General features: G+C 67.0%; 32 protein-coding genes. 7 read left to right on the forward strand and 25 right to left on the reverse strand.

Annotation, left to right across the window (positions count from 1 at the left end; translation table 11 throughout):
* The first annotated feature begins 45 nt into the window (after positions 1-45).
* Positions 46-381, forward strand: a complete 336-nt coding sequence (locus JI664_RS11785) for a TfoX/Sxy family protein (protein WP_207013918.1) — start codon at positions 46-48, stop codon at positions 379-381.
* Between the two features lie 3 nt (positions 382-384).
* Here JI664_RS11785 and JI664_RS11790 read toward each other — a convergent pair whose 3' ends face one another.
* The 3 genes from JI664_RS11790 to fnrL all read right to left on the reverse strand — a co-directional run bounded on the left by JI664_RS11790 (position 385) and on the right by fnrL (position 2,091).
* Positions 385-522: a hypothetical protein gene (locus JI664_RS11790; RefSeq protein WP_207013919.1), complete on the reverse strand. Its 138-nt coding sequence runs from the start codon at positions 520-522 to the stop codon at positions 385-387.
* A 120-nt stretch (positions 523-642) separates the two neighbouring features.
* Complete coding sequence (locus JI664_RS11795) at positions 643-1,200, reverse strand: hypothetical protein (protein WP_207013920.1); 558 nt, start codon at positions 1,198-1,200, stop codon at positions 643-645.
* A gap of 135 nt (positions 1,201-1,335) precedes the next feature.
* On the reverse strand, positions 1,336-2,091 hold the full coding sequence (fnrL, locus tag JI664_RS11800; RefSeq protein ID WP_207013921.1) for a transcriptional regulator FnrL: 756 nt from the start codon (positions 2,089-2,091) through the stop codon (positions 1,336-1,338).
* A 51-nt stretch (positions 2,092-2,142) separates the two neighbouring features.
* Between fnrL and hemN the strand changes: the two genes are divergently transcribed.
* Positions 2,143-3,498 (forward strand): oxygen-independent coproporphyrinogen III oxidase, encoded by a 1,356-nt coding sequence (hemN, locus tag JI664_RS11805; RefSeq protein ID WP_207013922.1) that lies wholly within the window; start codon positions 2,143-2,145, stop codon positions 3,496-3,498.
* A gap of 58 nt (positions 3,499-3,556) precedes the next feature.
* Here the strand turns inward: hemN and JI664_RS11810 are convergent, their stop codons facing one another.
* The 6 genes from JI664_RS11810 to JI664_RS11835 form a co-directional block, all read right to left on the reverse strand.
* Positions 3,557-4,318 (reverse strand): gamma-glutamyl-gamma-aminobutyrate hydrolase family protein, encoded by a 762-nt coding sequence (locus tag JI664_RS11810; RefSeq protein ID WP_207013923.1) that lies wholly within the window; start codon positions 4,316-4,318, stop codon positions 3,557-3,559.
* A gap of 73 nt (positions 4,319-4,391) precedes the next feature.
* Positions 4,392-6,434 carry a bifunctional DedA family/phosphatase PAP2 family protein gene (locus JI664_RS11815; protein WP_207013924.1) on the reverse strand — a complete coding sequence of 681 codons (2,043 nt, stop codon included), beginning with the start codon at positions 6,432-6,434 and terminating at the stop codon, positions 4,392-4,394.
* 70 nt (positions 6,435-6,504) lie between these two features.
* The gene (locus JI664_RS11820; protein ID WP_207013925.1) at positions 6,505-6,930 is read right to left on the reverse strand and encodes a GlcG/HbpS family heme-binding protein; all 426 of its coding nucleotides are present in this window, start codon (positions 6,928-6,930) and stop codon (positions 6,505-6,507) included.
* Positions 6,931-6,952: 22 nt separating this feature from the next.
* Entirely contained in the window at positions 6,953-7,999 is a 1,047-nt protein-coding gene (locus JI664_RS11825) for an alpha/beta hydrolase family protein (protein ID WP_207013926.1), read from the reverse strand.
* Between the two features lie 204 nt (positions 8,000-8,203).
* Positions 8,204-8,656, reverse strand: coding sequence for a methyltransferase family protein (locus JI664_RS11830; protein WP_207013927.1), 453 nt, complete (start codon positions 8,654-8,656; stop codon positions 8,204-8,206).
* On the reverse strand, positions 8,653-10,812 hold the full coding sequence (locus JI664_RS11835; protein WP_207013928.1) for a malate synthase G: 2,160 nt from the start codon (positions 10,810-10,812) through the stop codon (positions 8,653-8,655). The genes JI664_RS11830 and JI664_RS11835 overlap by 4 nt, the downstream gene beginning before the upstream one ends.
* A 245-nt stretch (positions 10,813-11,057) precedes the next feature.
* Between JI664_RS11835 and JI664_RS11840 the strand changes: the two genes are divergently transcribed.
* Genes JI664_RS11840 through JI664_RS11850 form a run of 3 tightly spaced genes read left to right on the forward strand, consistent with a single transcriptional unit; the run spans position 11,058 to position 12,755 of the window.
* On the forward strand, positions 11,058-11,399 hold the full coding sequence (locus tag JI664_RS11840) for an ArsR/SmtB family transcription factor (protein WP_207013929.1): 342 nt from the start codon (positions 11,058-11,060) through the stop codon (positions 11,397-11,399).
* 13 nt (positions 11,400-11,412) lie between these two features.
* Complete coding sequence (locus JI664_RS11845) at positions 11,413-11,886, forward strand: SRPBCC family protein (RefSeq protein ID WP_207014090.1); 474 nt, start codon at positions 11,413-11,415, stop codon at positions 11,884-11,886.
* Complete coding sequence (locus JI664_RS11850) at positions 11,883-12,755, forward strand: SRPBCC domain-containing protein (RefSeq protein ID WP_211201677.1); 873 nt, start codon at positions 11,883-11,885, stop codon at positions 12,753-12,755. Before JI664_RS11845 ends, JI664_RS11850 begins: the two co-directional genes overlap by 4 nt.
* Before the next feature lie 13 nt (positions 12,756-12,768).
* On the opposite strand, the gene JI664_RS11855 is transcribed toward JI664_RS11850, so the two are convergent.
* Both JI664_RS11855 and JI664_RS11860 read right to left on the reverse strand, forming a co-directional pair.
* A complete protein-coding gene (locus tag JI664_RS11855) occupies positions 12,769-12,921 on the reverse strand; it encodes a DUF2256 domain-containing protein (RefSeq protein WP_207013930.1) in 153 nt (50 codons plus the stop codon).
* Between the two features lie 8 nt (positions 12,922-12,929).
* On the reverse strand, positions 12,930-14,276 hold the full coding sequence (locus tag JI664_RS11860) for an FAD-binding domain-containing protein (RefSeq protein WP_207013931.1): 1,347 nt from the start codon (positions 14,274-14,276) through the stop codon (positions 12,930-12,932).
* A gap of 202 nt (positions 14,277-14,478) precedes the next feature.
* Here JI664_RS11860 and JI664_RS11865 point away from each other — a divergent pair, with 202 nt between their 5' ends.
* Positions 14,479-14,649, forward strand: coding sequence for a hypothetical protein (locus JI664_RS11865; RefSeq protein ID WP_207013932.1), 171 nt, complete (start codon positions 14,479-14,481; stop codon positions 14,647-14,649).
* Here the strand turns inward: JI664_RS11865 and JI664_RS11870 are convergent.
* From JI664_RS11870 to JI664_RS11890, 5 genes are all read right to left on the reverse strand, one after another.
* Complete coding sequence (locus JI664_RS11870; RefSeq protein ID WP_207014092.1) at positions 14,639-15,448, reverse strand: division plane positioning ATPase MipZ; 810 nt, start codon at positions 15,446-15,448, stop codon at positions 14,639-14,641. The two genes, JI664_RS11865 and JI664_RS11870, sit on opposite strands and share 11 nt — an antisense overlap.
* A 147-nt stretch (positions 15,449-15,595) precedes the next feature.
* Complete coding sequence (locus JI664_RS11875; protein WP_207013933.1) at positions 15,596-16,780, reverse strand: hypothetical protein; 1,185 nt, start codon at positions 16,778-16,780, stop codon at positions 15,596-15,598.
* Between the two features lie 79 nt (positions 16,781-16,859).
* Entirely contained in the window at positions 16,860-17,081 is a 222-nt protein-coding gene (rpmE, locus tag JI664_RS11880) for a 50S ribosomal protein L31 (RefSeq protein ID WP_207013934.1), read from the reverse strand.
* A gap of 11 nt (positions 17,082-17,092) precedes the next feature.
* The gene (gene rplS / locus JI664_RS11885) at positions 17,093-17,470 is read right to left on the reverse strand and encodes a 50S ribosomal protein L19 (protein ID WP_109534569.1); all 378 of its coding nucleotides are present in this window, start codon (positions 17,468-17,470) and stop codon (positions 17,093-17,095) included.
* Positions 17,471-17,791: 321 nt separating this feature from the next.
* Complete coding sequence (locus JI664_RS11890; protein ID WP_207013935.1) at positions 17,792-18,532, reverse strand: SDR family NAD(P)-dependent oxidoreductase; 741 nt, start codon at positions 18,530-18,532, stop codon at positions 17,792-17,794.
* A 203-nt stretch (positions 18,533-18,735) separates the two neighbouring features.
* Here JI664_RS11890 and JI664_RS11895 point away from each other — a divergent pair, with 203 nt between their 5' ends.
* Complete coding sequence (locus JI664_RS11895) at positions 18,736-19,272, forward strand: hypothetical protein (RefSeq protein WP_207013936.1); 537 nt, start codon at positions 18,736-18,738, stop codon at positions 19,270-19,272.
* Positions 19,273-19,278: 6 nt separating this feature from the next.
* Here JI664_RS11895 and trmD read toward each other — a convergent pair whose 3' ends face one another.
* From trmD to ffh, 9 genes are all read right to left on the reverse strand, one after another.
* The gene (gene trmD / locus JI664_RS11900) at positions 19,279-20,100 is read right to left on the reverse strand and encodes a tRNA (guanosine(37)-N1)-methyltransferase TrmD (protein ID WP_207013937.1); all 822 of its coding nucleotides are present in this window, start codon (positions 20,098-20,100) and stop codon (positions 19,279-19,281) included.
* Between the two features lie 28 nt (positions 20,101-20,128).
* Positions 20,129-20,632, reverse strand: a complete 504-nt coding sequence (gene rimM, locus JI664_RS11905) for a ribosome maturation factor RimM (RefSeq protein ID WP_207013938.1) — start codon at positions 20,630-20,632, stop codon at positions 20,129-20,131.
* Between the two features lie 220 nt (positions 20,633-20,852).
* Complete coding sequence (gene rpsP, locus JI664_RS11910) at positions 20,853-21,215, reverse strand: 30S ribosomal protein S16 (RefSeq protein WP_207013939.1); 363 nt, start codon at positions 21,213-21,215, stop codon at positions 20,853-20,855.
* Positions 21,216-21,285: 70 nt separating this feature from the next.
* Positions 21,286-21,582, reverse strand: coding sequence for a chorismate mutase (locus JI664_RS11915; protein ID WP_207014093.1), 297 nt, complete (start codon positions 21,580-21,582; stop codon positions 21,286-21,288).
* A gap of 44 nt (positions 21,583-21,626) precedes the next feature.
* Complete coding sequence (locus JI664_RS11920) at positions 21,627-22,262, reverse strand: GNAT family N-acetyltransferase (protein WP_207013940.1); 636 nt, start codon at positions 22,260-22,262, stop codon at positions 21,627-21,629.
* Positions 22,259-22,834 carry a GNAT family N-acetyltransferase gene (locus tag JI664_RS11925; RefSeq protein ID WP_207013941.1) on the reverse strand — a complete coding sequence of 192 codons (576 nt, stop codon included), beginning with the start codon at positions 22,832-22,834 and terminating at the stop codon, positions 22,259-22,261. The genes JI664_RS11920 and JI664_RS11925 overlap by 4 nt, the downstream gene beginning before the upstream one ends.
* The gene (locus JI664_RS11930) at positions 22,831-23,367 is read right to left on the reverse strand and encodes a GNAT family N-acetyltransferase (RefSeq protein ID WP_207013942.1); all 537 of its coding nucleotides are present in this window, start codon (positions 23,365-23,367) and stop codon (positions 22,831-22,833) included. Before JI664_RS11930 ends, JI664_RS11925 begins: the two co-directional genes overlap by 4 nt.
* On the reverse strand, positions 23,364-23,903 hold the full coding sequence (locus JI664_RS11935; protein WP_207013943.1) for a GNAT family N-acetyltransferase: 540 nt from the start codon (positions 23,901-23,903) through the stop codon (positions 23,364-23,366). Before JI664_RS11935 ends, JI664_RS11930 begins: the two co-directional genes overlap by 4 nt.
* A 4-nt stretch (positions 23,904-23,907) precedes the next feature.
* Positions 23,908-25,419, reverse strand: coding sequence for a signal recognition particle protein (gene ffh, locus JI664_RS11940; protein ID WP_207013944.1), 1,512 nt, complete (start codon positions 25,417-25,419; stop codon positions 23,908-23,910).
* Positions 25,420-25,453 lie beyond the last annotated feature (34 nt).

Below are 25,453 nucleotides of genomic sequence, written 5' to 3' on the forward strand. Positions count from 1 at the left end.
CAGCGGGCCGTCTTCGGGCGGCCCGTTTCCGTTCCAAGTGACCTGATGGCCTATGATGAAACCCATGCCGCGCGTCTGCGCGCTGATCTGGCGGACCTGCCCGGCGTGACCGAGCAGCCTATGTTCGGCGGCCTGTTCTTTCTTCAGAACGGCAACATGCTGGCCGGGGCCAGCGGTCGCGGCGGCGGCATGGTCAGGGTCGGCCCCGACGCGATGAGCGCCGCTCTGCGGATCGACGGCGCCTCGCAGGTCGAGATGGGCCGTCGTCGCATGAAGGGATTCGTGTCGCTGGACGATGCGGCGATGGCCGATGACAACCGGCGCCGGCAATTGGTCTCGATGGCCCGGGCCTTCGTGGCGACCTTACCGCCGAAGGCCTGAGGCTCAGCCCAGCGCACCACCGCCCGCGCTCGCGAAAAAGGTGGCGTCCATCGCGCCTTCACGGTCGGCCCCGTACAGATAGGTGGCGACGCGTTCACGGTTGCGGCGGATGGCGCGTTTCTGGCGACGGGTCTTGCTCATGGTGAAACCTCCTCTACTCGTACCATGTGGGTGGGCTAGGCCCTGCCCTGCACAAAGTTTCCCCCGCAAGCGTGGCGGCGCTGCGGGGGAAACAAGGAAAAACTGTGTTGACAGAGCGCGTTAACGGTAACGGGTATCGGACAGGGCCGAAGGCGTTCCTGCACCGAGGCTGGCGACCGGCATCGGCAGGCCGCGGCGCTCGACCTCGCGGTGGGCAAGGAACAGCGCATCGCGGGTGAAATCGGAAGTCGGGCTGCCAGCTTCCAGATCGCGCTGATTGGCGCGCAGGTAATCGAACAGTTCGGCATCGGTAAAGCCTGCGATGCCCCGGCGGAAATTGTCGAACTGCGCCTGCTCATAGGCCAGCAATCCCTCGGGCATCTGGGCGCCCAGCCCGACAAGGGCCAGCGACCAGTCGGCGAAGGCGGCAACCGAAGGGCCACCATCGCGCGGCACGAAGACCGCCGTGGTGCCCAGCGCGCCCAGCATCGTCGCCACGGCGCCAGCCATGGCCCATTTACCCGCGAAACCGCGAAAATTCGCAACCATCGACGCGGCGCGGTCCAGAAGCGATGAGTTCGGAGCGATACCGGCTTTGGTCGGCGACGGAGTTTCGCGGCGCAAAAGATCGGACCGGTCTTCGACCAGATCGTCGTAATCCGAATCCCAGTTAAACATCGCGGCAAATCCTGCTCAATCACGCGTCTTGGCAGGAGCCTGCGGGCGAACCGTGACCAGATTGCGGCACAGCGGCGGCGTCTTCGCGAAGAACGCCTGCAAAACAAGGGATTTCAGGCCGAGCGCAACGGCCCGTCAGACCAGGAAACCGCCATCGCTGTCGTCGCCCGCCTCTTCGATCAGCAGGTCGAAATCGGGGATGGTGATATGGCGCTTGCCCTCGATCTCGATAATGCCATCGCGCTTGAGCGCGCTGATCTGGCGGCTGACGGTTTCCAGCGTCAGGCCCAGATATTCCGACATCGCCTCGCGGGTCAGGGGCAGATCGACCACGACCCGGCCTTCGCTGCTTTGCAGTTTGAGCGAGGCATCGCGGCGGGCGATGATGGCGATCAGGCTGGCGATCTTTTCGCGCGCGGTCTTGCGGCCCAGCAACAGCATCCATTCCCGCGCCGCGTCGAGTTCGTCGAGCGTCATCTCCAGCAGCCGCTGGCCGACATGCGGGGTGTCGAGCATGATCGTCTCGAACGGTTTCTTGCGGAAGCAGCACATCACCAGATCGGTGGTCGCCACGACGTCATACGCCGCCGTTTCACGGCCCGGACGGCCAACGAAATCGGATGGCAGCAGCAGGCCGACCATCTGGCGGCGGCCATCTTCCATCGTCTGGGTCAGCGTAGCGATGCCCGAGACGACCGAGCCTACGAAATCCATCCGGTCGCCCGACCAGACGATGGTCTGCCCGGCTTCGAAGCTGCGATAATATTTCGTCTCTTCGAGACGTTCGAGCTCATCCGTATCGCAGCGGGCACAGACCGCGCGATGCCGGATCGGGCAGCTTCCGCATTGCACATGCGTGAACTTGACAGGGGCGGCTGTGGTTTTCTGCATCGGATTGATCTGGGTCAAGGCTTTCAGGCGCGGTTTGCACAAACTAGGCGAATGACTGAGGAATCGCAACTCGCCCGACTGGGGCTCTTTGACGCGCGTGTGCCGCGTTATACAAGCTATCCGACTGCGCCCCAGTTCTCGGACGCTGTCGGGTCTTCCCTGTTTCGTCAATGGGTTGGCGCCATCGCGCCGGGAAGCCGGATCTCGCTGTACCTGCATGTGCCGTTCTGCCGCCGGTTGTGCTGGTTCTGCGCCTGCCGCACGCAGGGCACATCGAGCGACGATCCCGTCATCGCCTATGTCGAAACGCTGAAATCCGAGCTGCAGCTTTTGCGCGCGACGCTGCCCGAAGGGGTGACGCTGTCGCGGCTGCATTGGGGCGGCGGCACGCCGACCCTGCTGCCCGCCGCGCAGATGCGCGATCTGGCCCGCGCGGTGTTCGACGTGGTGCCGATGGGCGAAGGGGCGGAATTCTCGGTCGAGATCGACCCCAATGAGATCGACGCGGAACGGCTGGACGCGCTGGCCGAGGCCGGGATGAACCGCGCCTCGATCGGGGTTCAGGATTTCGATCCCGAGATCCAGCAGATCATCGGCCGCGATCAGAGCTATGACATCACCCGCGACGCGGTCGAGATGATCCGCGCGCGCGGCGTGCACAGCCTGAATGCCGACATCCTGTACGGCCTGCCCAACCAGACCCGCGCGCGGCTGGCGGATTCGGTGCAGAAACTGCTTTCGCTTTCGCCCGACCGGGTGGCGCTTTACGGCTATGCGCATGTGCCGTGGATGGCGCGGCGCCAGCAGATGATCCCCTCGGACGCCCTGCCCCGCCCCGAAGAACGGCTGGCGCTGTTCGACACCGCGCGCGAACTCTTCGCGTGGGATGGCTACGACGAAATCGGCATCGACCATTTCGCCCGCCCCGAAGACGGGCTGGCCGTGGCCGCGAAAGCGGGCACGCTGCGGCGCAATTTTCAGGGCTATACCGACGACACCGCCGAGGTGCTGATCGGGCTGGGCGCGTCGTCGATCTCGCGCTTTCCGCAGGGCTATACGCAGATGAACCCGGCGACCTCGGGCTGGACCAAGGCGGTGCGGGCCGGAGAATTCGCCACCGCGCGCGGCCATGCCTTTACCGGCGACGACCGGCTTCGGGCGCGGATCATCGAAGCGCTGATGTGCGATTTCCGGGTGCGGACCGACGAGTTGGTCACGGATTTCGGCCTGACCCGCGCGCAGGTGGACGCGTTGTTCGTGCCGGTGGCCGACCATTTCGGCGCCTTCTTGGTGCATAATGCGAACGGGCTGTCGATCCCGATGCCCGGGCGTCCGCTGGCCCGGATGATCGCCGCACGCTTCGACGCCTACGCCATGGCGAAGACCGGGCATTCCTCGGCGATCTGAAGGCCGCCCAAGGGGGGACGAGACGGGGGCCACACGGTCCCCGTTTCCCTATCCAGCCTCAGGCGGTGACGCTGGCCCAGTTGCGCACGGCTTCGCCGAATGCCGCGAAAAGCGGGCGCGAGACCGGGTCTTCGGCGGCGTTGTATTCGGGGTGCCATTGCACCGACAGGGTGAAGCCCGGCGCGTCCTTGATATAGATCGCCTCGGGCGTGCCGTCGGGGGCATAGCCGTCGATCACCACGCGGTTGCCGGGCGATTTGATGCCCTGACCATGCAGCGTGTTGGTCATCACCTCGGTCGACCCCAGAAGCCGGTGGAACGGCCCGCCCTCAGAGAAGCTGACCTTGTGGCGCAGAGCGAACTTCTCTTCCAGCGTGCCATCGGGGGGCATGCGGTGATTCATCCGGCCCGGCAGATCGCGGATCTCGGGATAGAGCGAGCCGCCCATCGCCACGTTGACCTCCTGAAAACCGCGGCAGACGCCGAAAATCGGCTGCCCGCGCTCGACGCAGGCGCGGATCAGCGGCAGCGTGATCGCGTCGCGGCCCCGGTCGAAGGTGCCGTGAGCGGGGGTTTCTTCTTCGCCGTATTCCTCGGGATGGACGTTGGGACGGCCGCCCGTGAACAGGAATCCGTCGCACACATCGAGCAGGTCATTGACCGTGACGTAGCGCGGATCGGCGGGGATCAGCAGCGGTATGGCGTTCGACACTTCGGCCACGGCGGCCGAATTCATCGTCCCACCGGCATGGACCTGATAGCTTTCGTTGAGGAGGGCGGCATTGCCGATGATGCCAACCACCGGGCGCGTGCGCGGCATTCTGTGTTCCTGCAGTCACTTCGGTAGGCCGAACGTAATTCGCCGAAACCGGGAAGGAAAGAGGCAGACGCCCTTATGGCAGGGTCACAACCGCTGTCTGCCCATCCGATGACCATCCCGCGCCCGTGGCAGAGCGTCCGCGCAACGCCGGGCCGGCGTCGATCTGGCCATTTGCCTCCGCGCCGCCCTGCACCAGCGCCTCGACCGCCGCCGCGCGCGCGGCGTCCGGTCCCTGCCCCGCGCTGTCGGGAAAAGCGGCAAGGGCGGCGAAGACCGCCTGCCCGTCCTGCAGCGCAAAGGGGCTTGACCACAGCCGCAGCGTCAGGCGCTGATCGTCCTCGCCCCGCTGATAGGTCAGATCGTTGGGCCGATCCGCCCAGAAACGCGGCGTCAGCAGCGGCGTGGGGTCGTCGATCCGCTCCCACGCGGTCAGCGCCCCCCGCAGCACCGCCGTCAGATCGCGCGCGGCGGCGGGCTGCCATCCGGCTGCATCGAGCGCGGCGGTCAGAGCCTGTCGGTCGGGCGCCAGCAGCACGAGGTTCACGGGTTCCAGCGGCGTGCCGATCACCGATTCCGTCTGCGCGGGGAAACCGGGCTGGCCCGGCAGGTCCGCAGGCGCGGCGATGACCACGCTGGCCGGGCCGGTCCACGGCATGGTCTGGGCCTTGTCATAGAACACGACGATCCACGCCGAGAACAGCGCAGCCCCGGCCAGCAGCAGCCCGCCGATCAGCGTCGCGGGGGATTTCATCGGCACTGCTGGCGGGCGCGTCTCGCGCCACCATTCGGCGATGACGATGGCCGCCACCAGCCAGAGCGCCCCCACCAGCCAGCCGTTGAACACGTCGCTGACATAGTGCTGGGCCAGGAACACGCGGCTGCCGCCCACCAAGATCGCCATCAGCGGCGCCAGTACCAGCACCGCGAACAGCCGGAGCCAGCCGAGCCGCCAGAAGACGTAGAGCAGCGTGCTCCAGAACGCGACCGAGATCGCGGCATGGCCCGAGGGGAAGCTGTTGGTGGATTCGACGAAGTAATGAAACGGCGGGCGTTCGCGCTGGAAGATCAGTTTCAGCACGGTGACGCTCAGCGCGTTGCCGGCCACGCCGACGGTCAGCGCCAGCGCCAGCCCGCGCCGTCCGCGCAGGATCAGGAAGGCCAGCATCGCGGCGGTACACACCACCACCAGCCGGGTGTCGCCCAGCGCGGTGATATGCGCGACAATCCGCAGCAGGCCCGGCGTCCAGAGCCCGTGCATCAGGTTGGCGATCCGGGTGTCGATGGCGACGATCGGAGCGGCGGTCATCCAGTCGAGAACCGAGCGCACCCAGATCGCGAAGATATACCCGAACACCACCGCCAGCACCGTGGCGGGCAGGCCCGCGAACTGGTCGGTCGCAAAGCGCCCGGCGACGAAGCCAGACAGGCGAGGATGGCGCGCGATCCAGCTTTTGACCGGCGGCATGTCCAGCACCGCACGCAAGGCCGTGGCCAGCACGTCGAGCACGAAGGGCAGGAACCGCAGGATGCGCCGCGCCAGCCAGACAAGGCCTCCCACAACCAGCGCGACGGCGGCCAGCACCAGCGCGACTCGGGTGGCCAGCGGGCCGAGACGAGTAAAGGCGTCGCCCAGCACATAGCCCAGCGCGAGGTGGAAGATGGTATAGGGGATCGAGGCCAGCACCGACCAGACCAAGAACCGCCGATGGGGCATGTCGGCCAAAGCCGCGACCATCGGCACCAGCCCTGACACGGGCCCGAGGAACCGCCCCAGAACGATGGCCAGCCCGCCGCGGCGCTCGAACAGCCGCTCGGCGCGCTGGAAAGCGCGCGAGCCTTCCAGACGCCCCCTCAGCCCGCGCCGCGCCAGTCTGCCCGTCCAGTAGCTGAGCTCGGACCCCAGGATCGAGCCCAGCGCGACGAACCAGCCCAGATGGAAGACATTGACGACGCCCTGCTGGGCCAGAATGCCGCCCGCATCGACGACCAGCGCGCCGGGCACCAGCACGCCGGTGACGAACCAGCCTTCAAGCAGAGAGGCAAGGCCGATGACCCAATAGGTCAGAACGCCCAGCGAGGCGAGGGTGGGCAGGATCTGATCGGGGGTCGGGAACATCTGCGATAAATGGCGCGCGGGTCAGGCCGGTCAAGCGGTTATAGCTTAGCTTTCCCGTCGCGCCTTTGCCTCAGGCTTCGGCGCTCAGCCCGGCGGCCTCGGCCCCGGCGATACCGGCCAGCGCGTCGTTATCCGACGTGTCGCCGCTGACCCCAACGGCGCCGACCAATGCACCGGAACCATCACGCAGCAAGACACCACCCGCCACGGGCACCAGCTTGCCATCGAACGCCCCGCCCGCGGCGGCAATGAAATGCGGCCGCTCGACCGCCATCTCGCCCAGTCTGCGGCTGGGCACACCCATCATCACCGCGCCATGCGCTTTGCCGAAGGCGATGGCGAAACGGCCCGACGGCGAGCCATCCTCGCGCTCGAACGCCAGAACATGGCCGCCCGCGTCGAGAACGACGACCGAGAGCGGCTTCATCCCCGCCTCGCGGCCCTTGGTGCGGGCTGTCGCGATGATGGTGCGGGCTTGGTCAAGGGTCAGGGACATGGCAGGTCCTTTTCGGAAAGGGTCAGGGATGCGCGTCGGCATCCTGAAGGAAAGCGGTGATCGCGGCCAGTATCACGCGATGGGCGTCGGCGCGGGCCTCGGACGAAGCGCCGCAAAGCGCGGGATTGCCGCCGTCGCGTGCCAATATCTGCGGACCGGCCTCGGTACACAGGGCAAAGCCGTCGGTGGGCCCGGCCTGCGGCAGGGTCATCTGCGCCACGCCATCGGGCAGCCGGGCAGCGCCGGACGGGATGTCGGGGCCAAGGCTGACCACAAGGGCGGGCGCGTCGATACCGTTCGAGACGTCGAGCACCGGCAGATATTCGGGCGCGATGGCGATGGCGGCGCGGAACCGGGGGTCGTGGCGGTCGGCATCCAGCGCGGCGGCGTCGGTCTGCTCAGGCGACACGCCCTGCGCCGCCAGCCAGCCGCAATCGGGATTGCCCTGTCCGGCGTTTTCGCACGATTGCAGGTAACCCTCGGCATCCGGGCCCATCCCGGCCAGCGTCAGCGCGGCGGTGCCCCCCAAGGCGAAGCCGACGGCAAAGATCTGGTCGGGATCGATCCGCCCGGCCCATTCCGGGTGCCTGAGCAGATGATCGAGCGCGCGGCTCATATCCTGCGGACGGCGCCAGATCTCGTCGAGCGCGGCGCGGGCATCGGCAGTACGCGGGGCGTTTACCTCGACCGCAAGATACCCGGCACGCGCCAGCCCGGCTGCCAGCCACGCGCCGCTATCGGCCGCCGACCGCAACCCGCCATGCGAGATCAACACGACGGGAAAACGGCTGTCGGGCGCGGCCAGATGCGGCGCGGCACCGGGAATGGCGCGGGTGCCACGAAACACCGCGTTCCCGGCGAAATCGCTCTCGGGCCCCGGCTCGGCGGGATACCACAGCGTCAGCGACAAAGCGCGCGCCTCGGCGCCCCGGATGTCGAGCGCGAAGACCCCGGGCGCCGCGCCAGACGCATCGGACGCCGCACCGGATGCTGCCGTACCAAGCTGCGCAGCGATCGTCCGGTGTTCGGCCGATGCCATCTGCGGCAGCGCGAGAGGGGCGAGGGCCAAGGCCATAACAAAAGCAGCGAAACCGCCGGGTCTCATGTATCGGTCACCCTCAAGCAATTGACGCGCGGGCTTTTACCCCGCTTGCGGCCCGCTCCGGGGCCGCGCGCATCATGCGTTGGCGCTGAGGGTTGAGCAAGCCGAAAGCCCCGGTCCGATGGGCCGGGCCGGGGGCAATCTCGGGGACGTGAACGGCCCGGGCCGGCGTTACCAGCGGCGCGTGCGGGCCATGTAGCGCTCGGCCTCGGGGCCGAAGGCGTCGTGCAGGGATTGCTCTTCATGCCGGATGAAGCGCCGGGTGATGAGCGGCGGGAACAGCACGACCAGCACAAGCGCGCTGAGCGCGTTCACCAACAGCCCGGTGCCCAGAAGGCAGATCGCCATCGCGGTATAGATCGGGTTGCGGTTCAGCCGGTACGGACCTTCGACAATCAACGTGCTGGGCGTCTCGTGCGGCTCGATCGAGGTCTTCTTGCGCCAGAACCAGAACGCCGACCATCCCGCCAGCGCCAGCCCGCCCCCCAGCAGCAGCCATCCCAGCGGCCACGCCCAGCCGCCGAAGCGGACCAGCGGCGCGGCCCATGACAGAATTATCTGAAGCGCGAACGTCCCCGCCGCCCAGACGGGCGGCAGGTCGGGGAAATCACGCCGGATGCTCACGCGCGGGCAGCTTTCAGTTCCAGCCTGCGGGCATGGAGCACCGGCTCGGTATAGCCCGAAGGCTGCTCGCGCCCCTTGAACACCAGATCGCAGGCGGCCTGAAAGGCGATGCCGTCGAAACCCGGCCCCATCGGCGTATAGGTCGGGTCATCCGCGTTCTGGCGGTCGACCACGGCCGCCATCTTGCGCATCGCGGCCATGGTCTGGGCGTTGTCGATGACCCCGTGATGCAGCCAGTTGGCCAGCGCCTGCGAGCTGATCCGGCAGGTCGCGCGGTCCTCCATCAGGCCGACATCGTGAATATCGGGCACTTTCGAGCAGCCCACCCCCTGATCGACCCAGCGCACGACATAGCCAAGGATACCCTGCGCGTTGTTCTCGATCTCGGCGGCAATCTCGTCATCCGACCAGTTCTGCCCCTGCGCGACCGGGATCGTCAGCAGATCGGCCAGCGTACCGCGCGCGCCGCCGGCGGCGATCTGATCCTGACGCGCCATCACATCGACAAGGTGGTAATGCGTGGCGTGCAAGGTGGCGGCGGTGGGCGACGGCACCCAGGCACAGGTCGCGCCCGATTTGGGATGGCCGATCTTGGCGCCCAGCATGTCGGCCATGCGGTCGGGCATCGCCCACATCCCCTTGCCGATCTGCGCGCGGCCCTTCAGCCCGCAGGCCAGACCGATATCGACATTGCGGTCCTCGTAGGCGGTGATCCAGGGCTGCGTTTTCATGTCGCCCTTGCGCACCATCGGCCCGGCTTCCATCGAAGTATGGATTTCGTCGCCCGTGCGGTCGAGGAACCCGGTATTGATGAAGGCCACGCGATGCTTCGCGGCGCGAATGCATTCCTTCAGGTTGACCGAGGTGCGGCGTTCCTCGTCCATGATGCCCAGCTTGACCGTATTCGCGGGCAGGCCCAGAACCGTCTCGACGCGGTCGAAGATCGCGCAGGCGAAGGTGACTTCCTCGGGGCCGTGCATCTTGGGCTTCACCACATAGACCGAGCCATGCAGCGAGTTGCGCGCACCGTCGGTCTTCTGCAGATCGTGCATCGCGCATAGCGTGGTGACCATTGCATCGAGCAGCCCCTCGCCTGCCTCGCGCCCTTCGGCATCCAGCACGGCAGGGTTGGTCATCAGGTGGCCGACATTGCGCACCAGCATCAGCGCGCGGGTCTTCACCGTCAGCGGCGCGCCCGAGGCGGTCTGATAGGTAAAATCGTCATAGAGCCTGCGCGTGAAGCTCTTGTCGCCCTTGGTGACGGTCTCGGTCAGGTCGCCCTTCATCAGACCCAGCCAGTTGCCCCAGGCCAGAACCTTGTCCTCGGCATCGACGGCGGCGACCGAATCCTCGCAATCCATGATCGCGCTGATCGCGGCTTCGATCGCCACATCGCTCAGCCCGAACGGATCGGTCTTGCCAACGTCGGTGGTGGGATTGATCAGCAGTTCCAGCTTGAGCGCGTTCTTTTCCAGCAGGTAATGCGTCCAGCCGTCGCCCTCGGCCCAGCCGAGGAATTGCGACGGGTCCGCAAGGCCAACCTCGCCCGCTGGCGTCGTCGCAGTCAGCGCGCCGTCTTCGACGCGCAGCGCCGTCACCACGGACCACGACGCGCCGTTCAGCGGCACAGCCTTGTCCAGATGCGCCTTGGCCCAGGCCACCACGCGCGCACCGCGCTCCGGGTCATAGCCCTTGCCCTTGGGCAGATCGCCCATCGCGTCGGTGCCGTAGAGCGCGTCGAACAGCGACCCCCAGCGCGCATTGGCGGCGTTGAGCGCATAGCGCGCGTTCATCACCGGCACGACCAGCTGCGGGCCGGGCTGGGCGGCGATCTCGGGGTCGGTATGGGTGGTCTCGATGGTGAAATCGGGGCCTTCGGGGACCAGATAACCGATCTCGGTCAGGAAGGCGCGATACGCATCGGCGTCATGCGGCTGGCCCTTGCGGGCGACATGCCACGCGTCGATCTGCGCTTGCATCGCCTCGCGCTTTTGCAGCAGATCGCGGTTCTTCGGACCGAACTCGTTGATCAGCCCGGCCAGCCCGTCCCAGAACGTATCCGCCGCGATCCCGGTGCCCGGAAGCGCCTGTTCTTCGATGAAGGCGACCATCCGCGCGTCGACCTTCAGCCCCGACTTGTCCATGCGTTGCGTCATGCCCCGTTCTCCCGTTTCTGCGCGGCGTTCGGACCGCTGTTTTCCGGCTGTTGCGCCGACTATGGACAAAAGTTTCCGATAGGCAACACGCATTCTTCACCGGAAACGGGGTAATCAAGCTAAGGACTTTCAAGATTTAAAAGTTAGTCATGTTGCTAACTTTTCTTGTGCGACTCGGGCGGAACAGTTAGGAATATGCCTAAGCATTCACGGAGCCGCCCCATGCCCCCAAGGACACGCCCGGCATGAGCACCGAGCCCCGCCTCGACACGTTGTTTCAGGCTCTCGCCGACCCGACACGGCGCGCGATGCTGTCGTCGCTGGCGCGGGGCCCGCAAAGCGTGAGCGATCTGGCGCAACCCTTCGACATGGCGCTGCCCTCGCTGCTGGGACATCTGCGCAAGCTGGAAGCGGCGGGCCTGATCGAAACCCGCAAGGACGGCCGGGTACGCACCTGCGCGATCGTTCCCGACGCCCTGACCCCAGTGCGCGGCTGGCTCGATGAGCAGCGCGCGCTGTGGGAGGGGCGGCTGGACCGGTTGGAAGACTACGTGACACGCCTGATGGAGGAGAGATCGCGTGACTGAGCCATTAACCGTTATCGTGACCGACCCCGCAACCGATCTTGTGCTTACCCGGACGCTCAACGCCCCGCGCGCGCTGATCTGGGAATGCTGGACCCGCCCCGAGCATCTGCCGCATTGGTTCATCCCCAAACCGCACAAGATCACCGCCTGCGAGATCGATCTGCGGCCCGGGGGCCGGTTCAACACCACGTTCGAGGTCGAGGGCAGCGAAATGCCCAATCACGGGGTTTATCTGGAGGTGATCGACGGTCGCAGGCTGGTCTTTACCGACAGCTATTCCGAAGGCTGGAAGCCCGCACCCGACCCGTTCATGACGGCGATCGTAACCTTCGAAGACGCGGGCGAGGGCACGACGACCTATACCGCCATCGCGCGCCACCGCTCTCCCGAAGCGGCGAAAAGCCACGAGGATATGGGCTTTTTCGACGGCTGGGGCACGGTTGCCACGCAGCTTGAAGCCTATGCGCAGGGGCTGGGGGCGCGATGATCCCGCGCTTTGCCACGCTGGTTTTCGAGCGCCGGATCGCCACCCCGCCCCTGCCCGTCTGGCACGCATGGACCGATCCCGCCGCGCGCGCGATCTGGGCTCAGAGCACGCCGGATCTGAGTGTCGAGATGCTGCGATCCGAAGCCCGGATCGGCGCCGGCGAAGTGTCGATCTGCCGGGTAAGCGGCCAGCCCGACATGCGCAGCGAAATAGACTGGCTGGCCATGGCCCCGCCGCGCTGCAGCACCTACACCGAGATCCTGCGCGCCGGCGGCGAGATGCTGTCGGCGGCTCTGGTCACCGCCGAAATGAGTGCACAGGGCGAAGGCACCGTGCTGAAAATGACGGTGCAGGTGACCTCGCTGAGCGAAGATCGCGAGCCGGGCTATCGCAAGGATTTCTACGCCGCGCTCGACGCGATGGTCGATGTGGCCGAGCGGACGATGCTTGTGGACCGGGTGATCGCGGCACCGGCCGAGGTTCTGTGGCAGGCATGGACCGACCCGCAGGCGCTGCCGCAATGGTGGGGGCCCGACGGGTTCTCTTGCCGCACAAGCCGCATCGACCTGCGCGACGGCGGGGAATGGGTCTTTGACATGATCGCCCCCGATGGCACCGTCTTTCCCAATCACCACAAATACCGCCATTACGCGCCAAACAAGCGCATCGATTACGCGCTGCACGGGGGCGAAGGCGGGCCGAAACATGCCGATGCCTCGGTGACCTTTTCCCCCGCAGGGGACGGCACGCGGGTCGTTCTGGGCATGATCTTTGCCTCGCGCGAGGAATGCGCGGGCGCGAAGGCGATGGGCGCGGTCGAGCTGGGACAGCAGACGCTGGGCAAGTTGGCCCGGCATGTTGGGGCTTAGCGCCTTTCAGGGCTTAGCGCGTGTCGGAACGCGCCCGCGCGGCCCTGCGGCACCGATCCGAGCAGTATTTCACCTGATCCCAGGTCTTTTCCCATTTCTTCCGCCAGACCATCGGACGGCCGCATTGCGCGCAGGTCTTGACCGGCAGATCGCCCTTGCGGCGCATCGTCGTCCTCACAGATCCAGCATCATCTGCGGCCCCCGCGCCGCGCGAAAGCCGCCTTCGATCAGCGGATCGTCGCAGGCAAGGACGCGACTGCCCGTCCGCCCCCGCCCCGGTGCCATCCGCGCCCTCAGCGCGCGCGCCTCGCGGGCGGCGCAGGCCGGGTCGAGCACCGGCTCGGGATAGCGCCCGGCAAGCGCGCGGCGGGCATCGGGCCAGAACCATGGCGTGTGCAGATGGCTGTCGGGCACGCGCCTGAGCTCGGGCAGCCAGCGGCGGATGAACGCGCCGGTCGGGTCGAGCTTGCGCCCCGTCGCCACCGGATCAAGGATCGGCCCCTGTCCCGCGCGCGCCATCTCGCGCCACAGGATCGCCGGGTCGTGATCCGTCGACATCTGCGCCAGATGCCGTCCCACCGCCGCCGCACCCAGCCCGTGCAGCTGCATTCCGGTGGCCGCCAGCAGCGCGCGCGAACGGTGATCGAGCCAGCCGCTGGCGATAAGCGCGCGCATCGCCGCGTCGACAAAGGGCAAGCCCGTCTCGCCACTGGCCCACGACCCTCTGGCCGGCGCGCCCTCGGGCTCGGCCAAGGGGGCGGCGCGGGCCGTGTCGCGACGCTTGAGCTGCGCGGTCAGCAGGCGCGCGGCGGCAAGGCGTTCGGGCGTTGTGTCGGGCGCGTCCCGAAAGCGGGCGATGCTGGCGCGGATCTCACCCGACGACAGGACACCGAAGGACAGATAAGGCGACAGCCGCGCGCCCGACCGCTCGGCCTCGGGCGCGGTGGCGCGGGTGGGCGGCAGGCCCTGCCCGCGCACGGAGAGATAGGTCTCGAGCATCTGCAGCCCGGCGTCGCGCCCGCCCGGCTGACGAAACGCGCAGGGGCTTGCGGCGAAACCCAGCGCGCGGGCGCCCGGCAGAACGCCGGTCCCTTCGGTCACCGGGGCAAGGGCGGGCGCGGCGCAGGGCTCTGCACCCGATTCGGGGACGATCAGCCAGTCGAGCCCGCGCCCCCGCGCCCAGTCCCCGGCCCGCGCCACCAGCGCGCGCGCCGCCAGAGACCCGGTTTCCGGATGGGTGACGATGCGCGTCACGCGATGCTTGGCCACCAGCCGCGCCAGCACATCGAGACTGTCGCCCACCCGCAGCACCAGAGGCTGGCCCAGCGATGCAAGATCCTCGTTCAGCGCGCGCAGGCTTTCGCCCAGAAACGCGATATGGCGCTCGGACGTCTCATCGGGGGCCAGCAGGACAGGATCGACGATATAGACCGGCAGGACCGGCCCCTCGGCCGCGGCACGGCTCAGCGCGGGATGGTCGTGCACCCGCAGATCGCGGCGGAACCAGACAAGAGACAGCATGGGCGACTCGGCTCGAAAACGCAGGGTGAATGTTCACCCTTTATTCTCTACCCCATCCCGCAGAGCGGTTCAATCTTTGCAAAATGCAACGAATTCTCGCATTACGACAAGCATTTTGCGTCATTTTCCGCAAAAGCCCACGATCCAGCCACAATCGCGCCACAAACCGACGGCCTCATTGAGTTAACAAGAAACCGGAAGGATGAACCTGATGTCCGCCTTGCAAAAAGTCGCTCTCGACCTGTTCGGCCACGCTGTGAAGTTCCCTCTGAACCTCTTCGCCGAAGAAGAAACGCGCGTGAACGAACGCCTCGCCGAGCTGCACCGCCAGCTTCCCAGCACGCTGCCCGAAAAGCGTTTCTTCAGACATTGACCGTGACGCCGGGCAATCGCAGCGTCGTCAGCAGATCCCTCAGCTCCTGACGCGCGGCGATGTTCGAGATGTTCATCTGCTCGACGCCGGTATCGCGAAGATCCAGCAGCGTCAGGCCCCGCGGGAACAGCTCGCGGAAAATCACGCGCTCGGAAAAACCCGGCGCCACGCGGAAACCGATCCGCTTTGACAGTGCGGTAAGCGCCTCGCCCACCCGGCGCTTGTTGTGCATCTGCTGAGCGCCCAGACGGTTGCGCAGCACCAGCCAGTCCATCGGCTTCAGCCCCGCCTGCGTCCGCAATTGCCGGGCTTTCCAGACCATTTCAGAATAGATCGACGGACCAAGTACCTCGTTCGTCGCCGAATCGATCCGCGCGAGGAGGTCGAAATCGATGAAGCTGTCATTCATCGGCGTGACCAGCGTATCGGCCAGCGAATGCGCCACCTGGCTTAGCCGGGTATGGCTGCCGGGACAGTCGATCAGGATGAAATCGCTGTTTTCCTCAAGCTCGTTCAACGCAGCCGACAGCTGATAATCGGTCACGCTTTCGCCCGCCGGCACGGTGGCCGGGTCGATCTCGGGCAATAGCCGGTAGGTCGGGCTGGGCAGGGTGATGCCCTGCCGCGCGCAATATTCGCTGCGGTTCTCGATATAACGGCCGAAGGTGCGTTGCCGGACATCGAGATCCAGCGCGCCGACGCGAAAGCCCATCCGGGCCAGCGCCGTGGCGATATGCATGGCGGTGGTGGATTTCCCCGAGCCGCCCTTTTCGTTTCCGGTGACGATGACATGCGCCACGGTGATCATCCTGCTCTGTTTGGGTGCCGTCGCCCGAGGCCTTGGCCGGTCGGGATCGGAGCGCCTGTTTAGAGCGGCAGGCGGCGGGGGAAAAGGGCCTGCGGGCGTTTCTTTCCGGGGTGTTGTATGCGTGTCGGGGCACCGCCCCTATTCGATCGCACGGCCGAAAAACACGATGGCGAGGCCCAGCAGCGCCAGCAGCGCATAGAGCCCCGCGCGCGCCGGGGCGTCGCGGCGGCAGCGCCATGCGGCAAGGGCGGATTGCACCGCGTAATAGGCGGCAAACGCGCGCGAGGCATAGGCGATGATCTCGAACACATCCGCCGCCCATGTCAGCGCCAGCCCCACCGCCACCGTCAGCGCATAGGCCTGTTTCTGGCTGATGCGCCTGTGGCTGAGTTCCTGCAACAGCCCGCCCGACCCGCCGGTATCGGCCACCGCCGCCGAGAATTGCGCGGCCAGAGCGGCGGCCACCAGCACCACGGGCAGGACCGGAGAAATCACCCCCATCATATCGACGATGGCGGTTTCGCTGAGCGCCTGCGTGGCGGGGCTGAACGTATAGGTGACGAGCGCGATATAGACGAGGTAGATCGCCGTCGCCAGAAGCTGCGCGTTGCGCATCGACCGGATGCGGGTTGGCGCGTCGTATTCCCCGCCCAGATAGCGCGACGTCTCGAATCCCTGCACGGTGACAATCATCCCGAAAGCAAGTGTCAGCGCGGGCCATCCGGTCTCAAACGGTTGGGTCACGATCAGCGCGTCCTGTGACACGGCCTGTCCCAGATACACGCCCAGCGCCAGCACGAGCCCCGCGATGATCGCCAGTTTCAGCGCGACCGAGGCATATTCCATCCGCTCGAGCAAGGCGAAGCCCCGGGTCCAGCCGACGAAGACGATCACGGCATAGACGGCGGTGGTGATCGACCGGGCCAGAACCTGCGACTGGAAAGGCAGAAGCGAGACCGCGAAGCTGCCCAGCAGGTTCAGGTAATAAGCGACCGAGACCATATAGGCGAAGCCCAGAAGCGCCGAGGCGGTATTCTCGACCCAGGCCGGACCGGCCTGTCCGTCTCGGTCGATGGCGCGGATGTTGTCGCGGATCGCGGTGCCGAAGCCCCACGCGACAAGGCACAGCGCGCCCATGACCAGCGGTCCCCAAAGCCCGTAGGCATGGTTCAGAAGCGGCCCCAGCACCAGAAAGCCCGAACCGATGATCGAGGCCAGCGGCGTCACCATCGCGCGCCATGTCTGGGCCTTGCGCAGACCCGGCAGCCACAGCAGGCCGAGCGCGATCGCGATGGTGATGAGAATGGCAGTATTGAGAATCATGCGGGCACTCTGGCGCCATCAAATGAAAACGCCGCTACGGGTGTAGCGGCGTTTCCGGCATTCTGCGATAGGCGACGGCTCAGAAACCGAGACCGGCGTATTTGTTCTTGAACTTCGACACGCGGCCGCCGGTATCCATCAGGCGCGAGGTGCCGCCGGTCCAGGCGGGGTGCACCGACGGGTCGATGTCGAGCGCGATCGAGTCGCCTTCGGCGCCCCAGGTCGATTTCATCTGCACCACGGTGCCGTCGACGAGCTTGACGTTGATGATGTGATAATCGGGATGGATCGAGGATTTCATGCTCGCGCTCCTTACTTGTCGGCCAGCGGACGGTAGTTGGTCTTTTCGGCGATACGGGCCGATTTGCCGCGACGCTCACGCAGGTAATAGAGCTTGGCGCGACGGACCTTACCGCGGCGAACGACCTCGATCGAATCGATGTTGGTCGAGTAGAGCGGGAACATACGCTCGACGCCTTCGCCGAACGAGATCTTGCGGACGGTGAACGAGGCACCGATGTTCAGGCCGCCCGAGCGAGCGATGCAGACGCCTTCGAACATCTGCACGCGCGAGCGCGTACCTTCGGTCACCTTGTAGCCGACGCGCACGGTGTCGCCCGGCTTGAAATCAGGGATGGTCTTGCCGAGAGCAGCGATCTGCTCGGCTTCGATTTCGGCGATCAGGTTCATGCTGATCTTCTCCTATGATGGCTCACGGTTGTTCCGTGAAGGTCTGTGCCGCCCCAGAGCTCTGGTCTGCCACCGGATCCCGCCATCCCGTCAATCGGGGGCCGTCCGCCAGAGATTTCGGTCGTCGTTCTGTGATCCCCTCGCCGGACCGCATTCCACCGGCGATGGTGGGGCCCAAACGAAAACGGCCCGGCGAGCGATTCCGCCCCCGGACGGGCGCGGTATAGGGGCAAGCCGTCCCCCGGTCAAGCCCGCTTCAGGTGGCCCGCACCCCGGCTTCGGCCCTTGCAAACAAGGGATGATCTGGCGCCCGCCGCGCGCTCAGCGGCTCAGCCGGACATGCGCGGGCGGCAGCGTGGTCATCGCGTGTTTGCGCCCCGGATCGTTATAGTAAACGTCGCTGCCCTGCGGCTGGATGATGACCTCGCGGTCCTTCACCCCTTTGGGGGCGGTGGCCAGCCGGTAATAGTCCTGCGCGATGGTATCGGGATCGAAAGCGGTGCCCGGCGCAACCTTGCCGCAGATCGCCACGACCGATACATGCACGCCCTTCGGCGCAAGCTCTTTGTACAGCGACAGGCCAAGACTGCGCAAAGCCGCCTTGCCCAAGGCCAGCGACGTCCATTCCGGGAACGGCTCGAGCGCCAGCCCGCCGCCGGTGAACAGGATCGCGCCCTGCCCGGCCTCGACCATCGCCGGCGCCACCTGTTGCACGCTTTGCAGCGCGCCGAGCAGGTTCACCGACAACTCGCGCTGCACGGTTTCCACCGGCGTGTCCAAAGGACCGCCCGGCCGCTGGACCGAGGCGTTCCAGACCAGCACGTCGCAGCCACCGAGCCGCCCGGCCAGCCGCGCCAGCGCTTCGCTCAACCCCGGCAGATCGCCCGCATCGGCGGGTTCGGCGCTGGCGGTGATCCCCTCGTCCTCCAGCCCCTCGCATAACCGGTCGAGCGACGAAGGCGAGCGCGCGATCAGCCCGACGCTGTAGCCTTCCCGCCCGAAGCGGCGCGCGATCGCGGCCGAGACCCCTGCCCCGGCGCCGATGATGATGAGTGTCGGCACATCCGTCTCCTGTCCATTCCCGCGCGGACAGGTAATGCCTCAGCCGCAAAGGGCCATAGCGGCGGGCGGGATCCTGCCGGTGGGCAATTCCGAAGGCAGACGCTCCGCCAAAGAACCGCAACGCCCCCTCGGCGCCCCAAGCGCTCTTGACCCCGGGGGATTTCCCACCACCATCTGCGCGTCGATCCTGTCCGGAGTGCCCCTTGAAACGCCCGATCCAAGCCCTCGCGACGGCCACCGCCCTGTGTGCTGCCCTCGCATCGCCAATCGCGCCCGCCCTTGCCGATCCCACCGATCCGGCGATTTCGAGCGAATTCTACGCCAATGCCCGCAACTGGCTGATCGAGTCGCTGCACAACGCCATGGCTTTTACCGGCTGCCGGGCGACGATCCCGCTGCAATCGGCGGGGCCGCTGCTGATCGAAAGGCGCCTCGACCTGCCCGAGGGCTGGGCCATCTACGTCCCCACCTCGCAGGGGCCAAGCCCGGTTTTCGGCAGCGCGGTGGCGGGGCGGTTGATCATCGACGCCACAGAAACGCCCGGCGAATACCAGATCCATCGCGGCGGCTGGGCCTCGACCGCGCTGAGCGCGGATATGCGCGAACAGCTTATGGCGGGGAATTACATCACCACCGCCATCGACGGCGATGACGAGCGGCAATGGATCCTGAACGGATCGACCGCAGCGCTTGAGACGCTTGAGGAATGCTACGCGCAGGACGGCATCGCCTGGCGCTGATCCGGGTCAGTCTTCGCCGTCTGCCCGGTAGCGCGCCCACAGATCCGGCCGCCGCTCGCGCGTGAGGCGCTCGGCCTCCTCGCGACGCCAGCGGGCGATCTCGCCATGATTGCCCGATTGCAGCACCGGCGGGATCTCGCGCCCTTCCCAGACCGCCGGGCGGGTGTATTGCGGATGCTCGAGCAGACCGTTCGAATGGCTTTCTTCCTCGGTCGAGGCCGCGTTGCCCAGAACGCCCGGCAAGAGCCGCACGGTCGCGTCGATCATCGCCTGCGCCGCGATCTCGCCGCCGGTCAGGACGAAATCGCCAAGGCTGACCTCTTCAACGCCGTAATGCTCCAGCACCCGCTCGTCGACACCCTCGAACCGGCCGCAAATCAAAGTGACGCCGTCGCAACGCGCCCAACGCCGCGCCGTCGCCTGATCGAAGGGCCGTCCGCGCGGCGACAGGTAGACAAGCGGCCAGCGTGCGCGCCCGGGCGTACCGCGCCCTGCTTCGTCAAGCGCCTTCGCCACCACATCGGCGCGCAGCACCATCCCGGCACCGCCGCCGGCGGGTGTGTCATCGACATTGCGATGCTTCCCCTCGCCAAAGGGCCGCAGATCAACCGTCTCAAGCCGCCATTGCCCGCGCTCCAGCGCCTTGCCGGTCAGCGATTGCTCCAGCACACCGGGAAAGGCCGCGGGAAACAGCGTAATGATCTTCGCGGTCCACGCCCCCTTGAGCCGCGGCCGCCCGCTGAGCAAGTCCTCGGGCTGCACCGAGAGCCTGACGGCGACCCGGCCATGCGAGCGCGAGGGTCCCGGCGTTTCGCGGTCGCCGCTCACGGCCTGCCCCCGGTCGGCGCGGGGCGGCTCATTCCAGAAGCCCCTCGGGCGGGTCCGCGATGATCCGGCCCGAAGCCAGATCGACGGTCGGCACCACCGCCAGCGTGAAGGGCAACAGCGCGTTGCCCTTGCCCGGTCGCTGGATCTCCAGCAAATCGCCCGCGCCGTGGTTCAGCACCGCGCTCACCCGGCCCAGCTTCGTGCCACCGGTATCGAGCACCGTCAGGCCGATCAGATCGGCGTGGTAGAATTCGTCATCGGGCAGCGAAGGAAGCCTCTCGCGCTCGACATAAAGCCGCGTGCCACGCAACGCCTCGGCAGCCTCGCGCGTAGCGACGCCGCTCAGCCGCGCTGACAGCCCGTTGGGCACCGGGCGGCCCAGCTTTACGGTGAAGGACCGGCTGCCATCCTCGGTGAAAAGCGGACCATAGCCGCCAATCGCTTCCGGCTCGGCGCAGAAGCTCTTCAGCCGCACCTCGCCCTTGACCCCGAAGGCCCCGGCAATCGCCCCGACACAGACCCGATCCGACATCCCAGACTCCCCGATGCAGCGCGCCGCAACCTGTTTTCACTTTGCCTTAAATACTCAAAGACCGCGCCCTCAAGACGCGATCCTTCGTCTCACGCCCACCCCCTGCCACGGGCAAGGCGCGCCGCGCAAGCGGCGCGCCCGGTCGCGCGAGGGCTGAAGCCCGGAGGGCTTCCGGACGAGGGCGAAACCCCTCACCCGGCCGCCCGCCGGAATACAGGGATCACTCTTCGGCCGGAGCCTCGGCAGCGGCGGCCTTGTCGGCGCGGGCCTTGGCGCGCTCCTGGGCTTTCTTGCCGGGCTGGGCTTTCTGCGGGTTGTTGCGGGTGGCTTTCTCGCGCACGCCGGCCGCTTCGAGGAAACGCACCACGCGGTCGGTCGGGACAGCGCCCTTGTCGAGCCACACTTTGACGCGCTCGACATCCATTTTCACGCGGTCTTCGCTGTCTTTGGGCAGCAGCGGGTTATACGTGCCGACTTTCTCCAGGAAGCGGCCGTCGCGCGGCATCCGGCTGTCGGCCACGACGATGGCGTAGAACGGGCGCTTTTTCGAGCCGCCACGGGCGAGACGGATTTTGGTAGCCATGGTTGTTTCTCCTATCGATGGCTGTTGAGGCCCCAAGATCGCAACGCGCGTCCGGGGCCAAGTTCCGGTGTCAGTTTTGCAGCTTCTCGTGGTGACGGATCACTTCCGAGATGATGAAACCGAGGAATTTCTTGGCGAATTCCGGGTCGAGATCGGCCTCTTTGGCCAACCATTCCAACCGCTCGATCTGCCGCGATTCGCGCGACGGATCCGAGGGCGGCAGACTGTGCTCGGCCTTCAGCCGCCCCACCGCCTGCGTGTGGGTAAAGCGTTCGGCGAGCGTGTAGACCAGAATCGCATCGAGACGGTCGATGCTCTCCCGGTGTTCGCGCAGCAGCGCGGCGGCGCGGTCGGTGTCGTCGGTCATCGGGGCCTCCGGGCTGGCATTGGCGGTCTTGGTATCACGCGGGGTCATCGGGCACCTCGCGTGCCGCGCGGCGGCAGGTGGCGCCAGATCTCACTGTCGTCGTGCAGAGCATCGAACCGCGCGCCAAGCTGCGGCGCAAGCCCGCGCGCGCGCGCATGGGCGGGATCGACTGCGTTGACGAGCGCGGTGAAATTCACGCTGTCGCGGGCGTAGTCCGAAAGCGCCCGCGTCGCTTCACGGGCCAGCCCCCGGCCTTCGAAATCCGCAGCCAGCACCCAGCCCGGATCCGGCGCCGAACCGGCGCGTTCGGCCTTGATCAGCGCGAAGCCTGCGATCTGGCCAACCGGCAGGTCGCGGTCGATATCCGAGGCGCGGGTTTCCAGCGTCCACACGCCATGGCCGCGCATCAGCCGCTGACCGACCATCCGCATCCACCCATCGCGCGCCTCGGCGCGGGTCAGCGGACCGCCGAAGACCGCGCCGCGGGCCCCCGACAAAAGCGCGGAATACAGCGCGAAATCCTCGAGCCGCGGCGCACGCAGCAACAGCCGCTCGGTGCGCAGCATCGGCTGCCCGGCGCTGATCCGGTCGGCGCGGTCTCGCTCTGCACCCGTCACGGCATCCGGCACGGCACCCGATCCCGGCATCTCATGCGCGAACATGTTGGGGGCGATGATCATGCGTAGGCCTCCATCCCGGCGCCCTGCGCATCGGGCGCGAGGTGGCGCCAGATGCCGGTCGCACCGAATTGCGCATGGGAAAAACCGCCCTCGCGGACACAGCCCAGCCGCTGTGCCAGCGTCTCGGACCGGGTGTTTCCTTCCAGAATCAGGCTGATCGCCGTCGTCCAGCCCAGCGCCTCATAGGCCCAGCCCCGCGCCGCAAGCGCCGCTTCGGCCGCAAGGCCCTGCCCCTCGAAACCGGAGGTCCAGAGGGTCCAGGCGATTTCCGGTTCGGGCCAGCCTTCGGGGAACCACGGCCCCGACGTGCCGATAGCCTGCCCGGTTTCGCGATGTTCGATGACGAAGACGCCGTAGCCCCGGAAGACCCAATGCCCGGCGATATGGCCGAAACCGCGCCACGCCTGATTGCGATCGACCGGCCCGCCGGTATAGCGCGAGCGGTCGCTCTGCATATAGGTCGCGAAAGGGTCGAAATCCGACAAACGGGGCGCGCGCAGCATAAGGCGCGGCGTCTCGATCCGGGGGATCAGGCTGTCGAAGCTCTGCGCGAGATCAAGGGCCGGGGTCATGCCGCCTCCTCCGCCGGATGACGCCACGCTTGCAGCGCAGCCTCATCGCCCGGCACGGGGGCCGAGGCATCGACCGCGCAGCCCAGCCGCCGCGCCAGCGCCTGCGAGCGGGCATTGGCGGTGTCGATATAGCTCACCGGCTGGGCCCAGCCCAAACCCGTGCGAACATGCGCCTGCACCGCCGTGGCGGCCTCGAAGGCAAAGCCCTTGCCCTCGGCCCCGGGCGACCAGATCGTCCAGCCGATTTCCGGCTCGGGCCAGCCCGCCGGGTTCCACGGCCCGACCGCGCCCAGCGCGCTGTCATCGCCCTTGGCCGTCAGGATGAACTGCCCGTAGCCGCGCAGCACCCAATGGCCGATCACATGGCCAAAGGCGCGCCACGCGTTTTCCTCGGTCAGATCGCCGGGGCGCACGAAATGCGAGCGCTCTTCGCGCATGAAGGCCCGGAAAGCGGGCCAGTCATCCGACTTCGGCGCGCGCAGCACCAGCCGCTCGGTCGTCAGGACGGGGGTTTCGCTCAGGTTCACGCTCATCCGCGCCCCCTGAGGTCATGCACGATCACCACGTCGCCCACATCAATGCCCGGACGGCGCGCATCGACGCGCCCGCCCAGCCGCAACGCCAGCGCGAGCGAGCGCTGGTTCTTCGGGTCGATGATGTTGACGATATCGTCCCAGCCGAAATGCTTGCGCGCCCAGTCCATCACCGCAACCGCGGCTTCCCGCGCGATGCCGCGGCCTTCGGCCTGCGGCGCGACCATCCAGCCCAGTTCGGGTTCGGGGAATTCGTCGCCGTGATAGATACCGACCTCGCCCACCCAATCGCCGGTTTCGCGGTCGGCCACGCGGAACGGGCCATAGCCCTTGAGCATCCACAGCGCCACATCCGCCGCCCAGATGCGCCAGGCGTGGTGACGGTGATGCGGCCCGCCATCCCAGACCGAACGGTCCGAAGCATGATAAGCCGCCGCGTGTTCGAAATCCGCCAGCACCGGCGCGGACAGCACCAGCCGTTCGGTCACGAGGACCGGCACGGCAGGGGTCGCGAAGGGGGCGGCGGCTTCGTTCATCGGCTCAGCGCTTCTTGCCTAGACCCGACAGGCCACCCGGCAGGCCGCCCATACCACCCACGCCGGGCAGGCCGCCCATGCCACGCGGCATCGCGCCGCCCTGCATCGCGCTGGCGGCGGCTTTCATCGTCTCGGGATCGGCCATCTGCTTTTGCATCTCGGCCATGTCGGTATCCTTGCCGAACATCGACTTCATCGCCTGTTTCAGCATCCCGCCCTTGCCCATCTTCTTCATCACATCGGCCATCTGCCGCTGCATTTTCAGAAGCTTGTTCAGCTCGGACACTTCCAGCCCGGCGCCCGCCGCGATCCGCTTCTTGCGGCTCGCCTGCAGCAGCGCGGGATTGGCGCGTTCCTTCTTGGTCATCGACTGGATCAGCGCGATCTGACGCTTGAGCATCGTGTCGTCGAACCCGGCTGCCTCGGCCTGTTTCGACATCTTCGCCATGCCCGGCATCATGCCCATGACCGATTGCATCCCGCCCATCTTGAGCATCTGCTCAAGCTGGCTCTTCAGGTCGTTCATGTTGAACTGACCCTTCTGGAAGCGCTTCATCATGCGCTCGGCCTGCTCGGCTTCCAGCGTCTGCTGCGCCTTCTCGACCAGCGCGACGATGTCGCCCATGCCAAGGATCCGGCCCGCGACGCGCTCGGCCTCGAAGGTCTCCAGCGCGTCGGTCTTCTCGCCCAGACCGACGAAGCGGATGGGCTTGCCGGTCACGGCACGCATCGACAGCGCCGCACCGCCGCGCCCGTCGCCATCCATCCGCGTCAGGACGACGCCGGTGATGCCGACCTTGCCCTCGAATTCGGTGGCGACGTTGACCGCGTCCTGACCGGTCAGGCCATCGACGACCAGCAGCGTCTCGCGCGGGCTGACAGCGTCGCGGACCGCCTGCACCTCGTCCATCAGGACTTCGTCGATATGCAGACGACCGGCGGTATCGAGCAGATAGACGTCATAGCCGCCCATCGTCGCCTGCGATTTCGCGCGCTTGGCGATCTGCACGGCGCTCTCGCCCTTGACGATCGGCAGCGTGTCGACGCCGATCTGGCCGCCCAGAATGGCCAGCTGCTCCATCGCCGCCGGGCGGTTGGTATCGAGCGACGCCATCAGCACGCGCTTGTGCTCGCGCTCTTTCAGGCGGCGCGCCAGCTTGGCGGTGGTGGTGGTCTTGCCCGAGCCCTGCAGACCGACCATCAGGATCGGCGCGGGCGGGTTGTCGATCTTCAGCTTGCCCGGATCGTCCTCGCCGCGCAGCGTGGCGATCAGCTCGTCATGGACGATCTTCACCACCTGCTGGCCCGGCGTCACCGATTTGGTGACCGACGCCCCCGTAGCCTTGCCCTGAACCCGCTTGACGAAATCGCGCGCCACCGGCAGCGAGACATCGGCCTCCAAGAGCGCCACGCGCACCTCGCGCAGGGCGGCGGTGACATCCTCGGCCGACAGCGCGCCCGCCTTGGTCAGACGGTCGAACACGCCACCAAGGCGCTCGGACAGGTTCTCGAACATGGCAGATCCTTTCGGAACTCTCAGCGGACAGACG

It is taken from the genome of Rhodobacter sp. NTK016B (assembly GCF_017303295.1).
Lineage (GTDB): Bacteria > Pseudomonadota > Alphaproteobacteria > Rhodobacterales > Rhodobacteraceae > Pararhodobacter.

Excerpts from the sequence above, each read along its gene's own strand:
- ffh (WP_207013944.1), bottom strand. The coding sequence starts at position 25,419 with ATGTTCGAGAACCTGTCCGAGCGCCTTGGTGGCGTGTTCGACCGTCTG.
- JI664_RS11785 (WP_207013918.1), top strand. The coding sequence starts at position 46 with ATGGCCTATGATGAAACCCATGCCGCGCGTCTGCGCGCTGATCTGGCG.
- JI664_RS11795 (WP_207013920.1), bottom strand. The coding sequence starts at position 1,200 with ATGTTTAACTGGGATTCGGATTACGACGATCTGGTCGAAGACCGGTCC.
- rpmE (WP_207013934.1), bottom strand. The coding sequence starts at position 17,081 with ATGAAATCCTCGATCCATCCCGATTATCACATCATCAACGTCAAGCTC.
- JI664_RS11920 (WP_207013940.1), bottom strand. The coding sequence starts at position 22,262 with ATGATCATCGCCCCCAACATGTTCGCGCATGAGATGCCGGGATCGGGT.
- rplS (WP_109534569.1), bottom strand. The coding sequence starts at position 17,470 with ATGAACCTGATCGCCGAAATCGAAGCCGAGCAGATCGCTGCTCTCGGC.
- hemN (WP_207013922.1), top strand. The coding sequence starts at position 2,143 with ATGACTGAGGAATCGCAACTCGCCCGACTGGGGCTCTTTGACGCGCGT.
- JI664_RS11915 (WP_207014093.1), bottom strand. The coding sequence starts at position 21,582 with ATGACCGACGACACCGACCGCGCCGCCGCGCTGCTGCGCGAACACCGG.
- rimM (WP_207013938.1), bottom strand. The coding sequence starts at position 20,632 with ATGTCGGATCGGGTCTGTGTCGGGGCGATTGCCGGGGCCTTCGGGGTC.
- JI664_RS11790 (WP_207013919.1), bottom strand. The coding sequence starts at position 522 with ATGAGCAAGACCCGTCGCCAGAAACGCGCCATCCGCCGCAACCGTGAA.
- JI664_RS11925 (WP_207013941.1), bottom strand. The coding sequence starts at position 22,834 with ATGACCCCGGCCCTTGATCTCGCGCAGAGCTTCGACAGCCTGATCCCC.
- JI664_RS11810 (WP_207013923.1), bottom strand. The coding sequence starts at position 4,318 with ATGCCGCGCACGCGCCCGGTGGTTGGCATCATCGGCAATGCCGCCCTC.
- JI664_RS11815 (WP_207013924.1), bottom strand. The coding sequence starts at position 6,434 with ATGTTCCCGACCCCCGATCAGATCCTGCCCACCCTCGCCTCGCTGGGC.
- JI664_RS11850 (WP_211201677.1), top strand. The coding sequence starts at position 11,883 with ATGATCCCGCGCTTTGCCACGCTGGTTTTCGAGCGCCGGATCGCCACC.
- fnrL (WP_207013921.1), bottom strand. The coding sequence starts at position 2,091 with ATGCAGAAAACCACAGCCGCCCCTGTCAAGTTCACGCATGTGCAATGC.
- rpsP (WP_207013939.1), bottom strand. The coding sequence starts at position 21,215 with ATGGCTACCAAAATCCGTCTCGCCCGTGGCGGCTCGAAAAAGCGCCCG.
- JI664_RS11840 (WP_207013929.1), top strand. The coding sequence starts at position 11,058 with ATGAGCACCGAGCCCCGCCTCGACACGTTGTTTCAGGCTCTCGCCGAC.
- JI664_RS11935 (WP_207013943.1), bottom strand. The coding sequence starts at position 23,903 with ATGAACGAAGCCGCCGCCCCCTTCGCGACCCCTGCCGTGCCGGTCCTC.
- JI664_RS11855 (WP_207013930.1), bottom strand. The coding sequence starts at position 12,921 with ATGCGCCGCAAGGGCGATCTGCCGGTCAAGACCTGCGCGCAATGCGGC.
- JI664_RS11835 (WP_207013928.1), bottom strand. The coding sequence starts at position 10,812 with ATGACGCAACGCATGGACAAGTCGGGGCTGAAGGTCGACGCGCGGATG.
- JI664_RS11865 (WP_207013932.1), top strand. The coding sequence starts at position 14,479 with ATGAACCTGATGTCCGCCTTGCAAAAAGTCGCTCTCGACCTGTTCGGC.
- JI664_RS11875 (WP_207013933.1), bottom strand. The coding sequence starts at position 16,780 with ATGATTCTCAATACTGCCATTCTCATCACCATCGCGATCGCGCTCGGC.
- JI664_RS11930 (WP_207013942.1), bottom strand. The coding sequence starts at position 23,367 with ATGAGCGTGAACCTGAGCGAAACCCCCGTCCTGACGACCGAGCGGCTG.
- JI664_RS11860 (WP_207013931.1), bottom strand. The coding sequence starts at position 14,276 with ATGCTGTCTCTTGTCTGGTTCCGCCGCGATCTGCGGGTGCACGACCAT.
- JI664_RS11820 (WP_207013925.1), bottom strand. The coding sequence starts at position 6,930 with ATGTCCCTGACCCTTGACCAAGCCCGCACCATCATCGCGACAGCCCGC.